At 37.1% G+C, this 4,687-nt stretch carries 4 protein-coding genes; all 4 read right to left on the reverse strand.

Features of this window, described 5'->3' with window-relative positions:
• Positions 1–189 precede the first annotated feature (189 nt).
• The 4 genes from PLK24_RS08485 to PLK24_RS08500 are packed head-to-tail and all read right to left on the reverse strand — an operon-like array spanning position 190 to position 4,581.
• On the reverse strand, positions 190–1,218 hold the full coding sequence (locus PLK24_RS08485; protein WP_324478158.1) for a zinc-dependent alcohol dehydrogenase: 1,029 nt from the start codon (positions 1,216–1,218) through the stop codon (positions 190–192).
• A 56-nt stretch (positions 1,219–1,274) separates the two neighbouring features.
• Positions 1,275–1,979 carry an SDR family oxidoreductase gene (locus tag PLK24_RS08490; RefSeq protein WP_324478160.1) on the reverse strand — a complete coding sequence of 235 codons (705 nt, stop codon included), beginning with the start codon at positions 1,977–1,979 and terminating at the stop codon, positions 1,275–1,277.
• Positions 1,980–2,007: 28 nt separating this feature from the next.
• Complete coding sequence (locus tag PLK24_RS08495) at positions 2,008–2,868, reverse strand: DMT family transporter (protein ID WP_324478162.1); 861 nt, start codon at positions 2,866–2,868, stop codon at positions 2,008–2,010.
• Between the two features lie 12 nt (positions 2,869–2,880).
• Entirely contained in the window at positions 2,881–4,581 is a 1,701-nt protein-coding gene (locus PLK24_RS08500; protein WP_324478164.1) for a phosphoglucose isomerase-related protein, read from the reverse strand.
• Positions 4,582–4,687 lie beyond the last annotated feature (106 nt).

The raw sequence follows: 4,687 nt of genomic DNA on the forward strand, positions 1-4,687 counted from the left end.
TTGACATTTTTATTTTAATTAAAAAAGTACTTTAATGTCAAGCTATTTCCCAATATTATTATAAATATATTTAGAAACGATTCAATTTGAAATAAAAAAGGGGGAAATTCTAAATTAATGGCTAAATTGAAAGTAGGCTGGGTAAAAGACTGAAAAATCTTGAAACTAACCCAGCCCTTTTAACATGATTTACTCACTTACATCAATAAGGACTTTTAATGAGCCTCGAGAAGGATTGAGTGCGGTTTCAAAAGCATCATACACTTGGTCTAAACTAAAATGATGGGTCACTAAGCCATCGGTTTTCATTCGGCCATCATTTAGATATTGAATAGTCGCTTCATAGTCGACAGCGGTATACATAATAGTTCCAATGATTTCCAATTCCCTATCCTGAACATAGGCCATATTAACCGGTATTTTCCCTTCGGGTACTCCAACCATAATAATTTTACTCCCTTTACGAGCCAAATTTATGGCAGTATCCAAAGTTATTTCATTGCCAACACAATCAAAAACTATATCAGGGCAATCGGAACCAAAATATTTCTTAACTACTTGATAAATATCTTCTTTCTTTGGATTCACAACCATAGTTGCACCGGATTTCTTAGCTAATTCTAACCTAATGTCAACAGGATCAGAAACAAGAATTTGTTTCGCTCCAGCAACAAAGGCAGCTTGGAGGGTTGCCTGTCCAATCATACCGGCACCGATGATAATTATATTCGCTCCGGTTAACATTTTTGCCTGACGAACGGCATGAACCCCTACCGCAAGAGGTTCAATCAATACTGCTTTATCGGCATCCCAATCTTTGGGAAGCTTAAAAACTTCATCAGCTTTAACAACTAAATACTCAGATTGCCCACCATAATATCCAACACATCCTATTACTTGAAGCTTTTCACAAATATTGTATCTTCCGGTCCGGCAGTTATAACATTCACCACAAACTAAATTTGGTTCAATCGTCACTAAATCACCTTTGGCTAAATTTTTTACCTGACTCCCAACCTCATCGACTATCCCTGCCACTTCATGCCCTAAAACCATAGGAGGATGTACAAAAGGATGTGTGCCCTGATAGGCATGCATATCTGAACCACATACCCCTACTCTTTGTACTTTAATTCTAATTTCATCCGGTTTGACCTCTGGAATTGGTCCTTCTTTTTGCTCAAACTTTCTAAGATCGACTAATTCTACATATCGCATATGAGACCCCCCTTTCATTTGTATATACTTATAAGCACCCTATATTTCTATTAAACTTAATGCCATTCATTTCGGGGAAATAAAATTATCCTTTTATAGATTGTTCGATCTGATTGATTTAGCAAGTAAAATACACATTCGGCAATTTCTTCTGGCTTGGTAACTTCATTGATATCTCCCTGATAAGGAGAATCACCATGCCAAAGCGGAGTATCAACTGCTCCGGGGCAGATAGTGGCAATAATAATTCCATAGGGTTTAACTTCTTGAGCTAAAGCATCAGCCATACCAATCATACCATGCTTCGATGCTCCATAGGCAACTTCTAAAGGAATACCACGGGTTCCAGAGACCGAGGATATGTTAATGATCCTTCCCCTTTTTCTTTCCATCATATAGGGGAGCACTAACCGTGTACAAAAAAGTGTTCCTTTTAAATTGATATCGATGATTTTACTTATACGATCAATACCCTGTTTATAAAATTCGATTCCTTGATAAATCCCTGCGTTATTGATCAAAACATCAATCGGCCCGTAATTGGTTTCAATTTCCTCATAGGCTTTTTGTATTTGATCTGGCTCGGTAACATCAACCTGATAGGCAAATATACGATCATTTCCTTTTTTTACTAAAGAATCCAGTCGATCAATATTACGAGCAAAACCGAACACGTTAAAGCCATTTTTAGCCAATTTTCTTGCAATTGATTCTCCAATTCCTCGGCTAGCTCCAGTCAGGACAATGTTTTTTATATCCATATTCAGCATGCCTCCTATTCCTAATCGATCATCTTCCCCATTTCGTTACCATAATAACCCCTACCAATGAAATAGCGCCACCAACTAACGATAATAGTGAAGGAATTTCTTTTAACCATAACCAGGCTATAAATATCGCCAGGGCAGGTTGTAAGTAAATAAAGCTCGACACCACAGCTACCGGCGTTTTAGAAAGAGCATAAGTCCAGGTTAAATAACCAATGGCTGCTGGAAATAAACCCAAGTAAATCACTGAAAGGGTATGAGAAAATGCTGCCTGATTGATGGCTGAAAAGAAACCCGGAGCAAAATAAAGCAGAAAAATTGTACCTCCCCAAATGGTATAACAAGTGAGTTCTAAGGGAGAGTATTTTATAAAGTACGGTTTTTGGTAAACGATATATACACTGGAAGAGAAAGCCGCAACCAGAATAAGGAATACACCAACATTTAGACTAAAACCTTGATTTTCACCTAAAACAATAAGTATCCCTCCAAAAAAACTGATTAGAATACCCATCCATCCAATTTTTTTAAGGTTTTCATTCAGAAAAAGGAAAGCTAAAAGAGATGAAAATATCGGACTCAAGGCAATAATCAGGCTGGCAGTTCCCGCAATGACTGTTTTTTCCCCATAGACTAAAGCTACGTGATAAATTGTTATACCTAAAATTCCTTGGACAACAACCGCTGGTAAGTCTCTAAGCTTAGGAAAGCGAACCTTTCTGGTCATTAAAGCATAAACAATTAGAAATCCTGATGCAACTAAAAACCGCAATAAAGCAAGATGCCCGGGTTGATAAGACTTCAATCCATCCCGTATGCCTGCAAAAGCCGAAGACCAAAAAAGGACGCTAATTGTTACTGCGAAAATTGCCTTTTTATCCATAGTATGGTGGGTTTATTGGAGTGATCTAATCAGCCGATCTAATCCAACGCTGACCTCGTTTTCAAAATGATAACGGATTATTTTTCTCTTTCCATTTTGGAGGGCATAATAATCCCCTAAGGCTTGAAATTTTATGAGTGCACCAAAACTCACCTGTGATTCCCAAGAACCAGCTTCATTAGGTATTGGAACATCAACATTTGGTTCTGAGGTAAACTGGATAAAATATCCATTTCCTGCATCTCCCTTATGAAGCTGACCAGTTGAATGCAAAAAACGAGGACCATATCCTACTGTAGTAGCAACTTGGAAGGAATCTCGAAGCACTGTACACAATCTTTGAAGTAAACATTCAGTTTCACGATTAGGATAAATATAAGCTTGAATGGCAATATAATCTCCAGGGTGACAGGGACTTAAAAAATTCCTCAAAGCTTCATAAGGATCATGAGCTTCAATGTCACCATACACAATCATCTCGTCCTGTTTTACCAATGGCCCAGGTTCGTCAATCGGAGATCCCTCAGAATACTTCTTAATAATCTGACGAGTTATTTTTTTGGAAATTTCAACGTTTGGTTGATTAAATGGATTAATCTCAAGACGATAACCGGCTACAGCAGTAGCTAATTCCCAGAGAAAAAACTGACCAGCAATATCATAATAATCCTTGAGTTCCAGATGTATTACCGGTTGTCCAGATAAAACTAAATTATTGATCTTTCCTATCCAGGACAATTCGGTCAAAGGGAGAGACATAACAATAAAGAGTCGGTCTTTAAAGTAAAACATGGGATCACCCAGAGATTCTTTGACAACCGGCAAGATCCCTTTTTTTTCTTTTCCAGTGCTCTCGGCTATGAGTTGCTCAACCCAGTCACCAAAGCTTTGAATATCCGGAGTGAGTATATAGGTCGCTTTATCTCTCCAGTTTTTTGCCATTTCCGCTAATAATACCCCTATAAATGCTGCTGGATTGTCTTTATAGGGAATATCTGGTTGGCATCTTTTCATCATGACTTGAGCTCTTTCTAATAAGAGGGAGATATCTATTCCAATCATAGCTGCTGGAACCAAACCAAAGTGGGAGAGAGCGGAATAACGACCACCTAAATTCGGGTTATTAAGGAAAGTTTTGCGAAAATGATAGGTTTGGGCTATTTCGATCAAACTGCTTTCTGGATCTGTTATAAGAATAAAATGCTTCCCTGCCTCTGCTTTTCCAAGTTTATCAACTAAAAAAGTATAAAAATATTTAAAAAAAGAAAGAGTCTCAATCGTACCCCCTGATTTTGTAGAAACAATAAACATGGTATTATGGGGATCAAGACGTCTGGTATAGGACTGGATCATCCCGGGGTCAGTACTATCTAAAATCCAAAGATCAAGGTATCCTTCTTTTACTCCAAAGGTTTTTCGATATACTTCTGGAGCCAAGCTTGATCCTCCCATCCCCATAAGAATAACTTGCTTATATCCTTCCATCAACAATTCATTTACAAAATTATTTATTTCTTTTATTTCACCAGTTATTTCTTGAGCAATCTCCAGCCATGCTAAACGATTTGAAATTTCTTCTGGGCTATTTTTCCATACTGTAAAATCATGATCCCAAATTCGTTTCATTATTTGGGTGTTTTCCATTTCTAAAAGTGCATTTTCAATAAGACCTTGATAATTTTGTAAATGAATATTTTTCATTAATTTCTTCATAAAAACCTCCATACCATAAATCATCGAACGATTTATTTTTTGAGGATACCCGAGAAAAATATATTTTGTAATCCATTTTTTTCAAATTCATCTTCATATTTTTCCC

The sequence above is a fragment of the Atribacter sp. genome (genome assembly GCF_035418125.1).
Lineage (GTDB): Bacteria > Atribacterota > Atribacteria > Atribacterales > Atribacteraceae > Atribacter > Atribacter allofermentans.

Bases quoted from the DNA above. Each gene is read 5' to 3' on its own strand.
- PLK24_RS08485 (WP_324478158.1), bottom strand. From the start codon at position 1,218: ATGCGATATGTAGAATTAGTCGATCTTAGAAAGTTTGAGCAAAAAGAA.
- PLK24_RS08495 (WP_324478162.1), bottom strand. From the start codon at position 2,868: ATGGATAAAAAGGCAATTTTCGCAGTAACAATTAGCGTCCTTTTTTGG.
- PLK24_RS08490 (WP_324478160.1), bottom strand. From the start codon at position 1,979: ATGGATATAAAAAACATTGTCCTGACTGGAGCTAGCCGAGGAATTGGA.
- PLK24_RS08500 (WP_324478164.1), bottom strand. From the start codon at position 4,581: ATGAAGAAATTAATGAAAAATATTCATTTACAAAATTATCAAGGTCTT.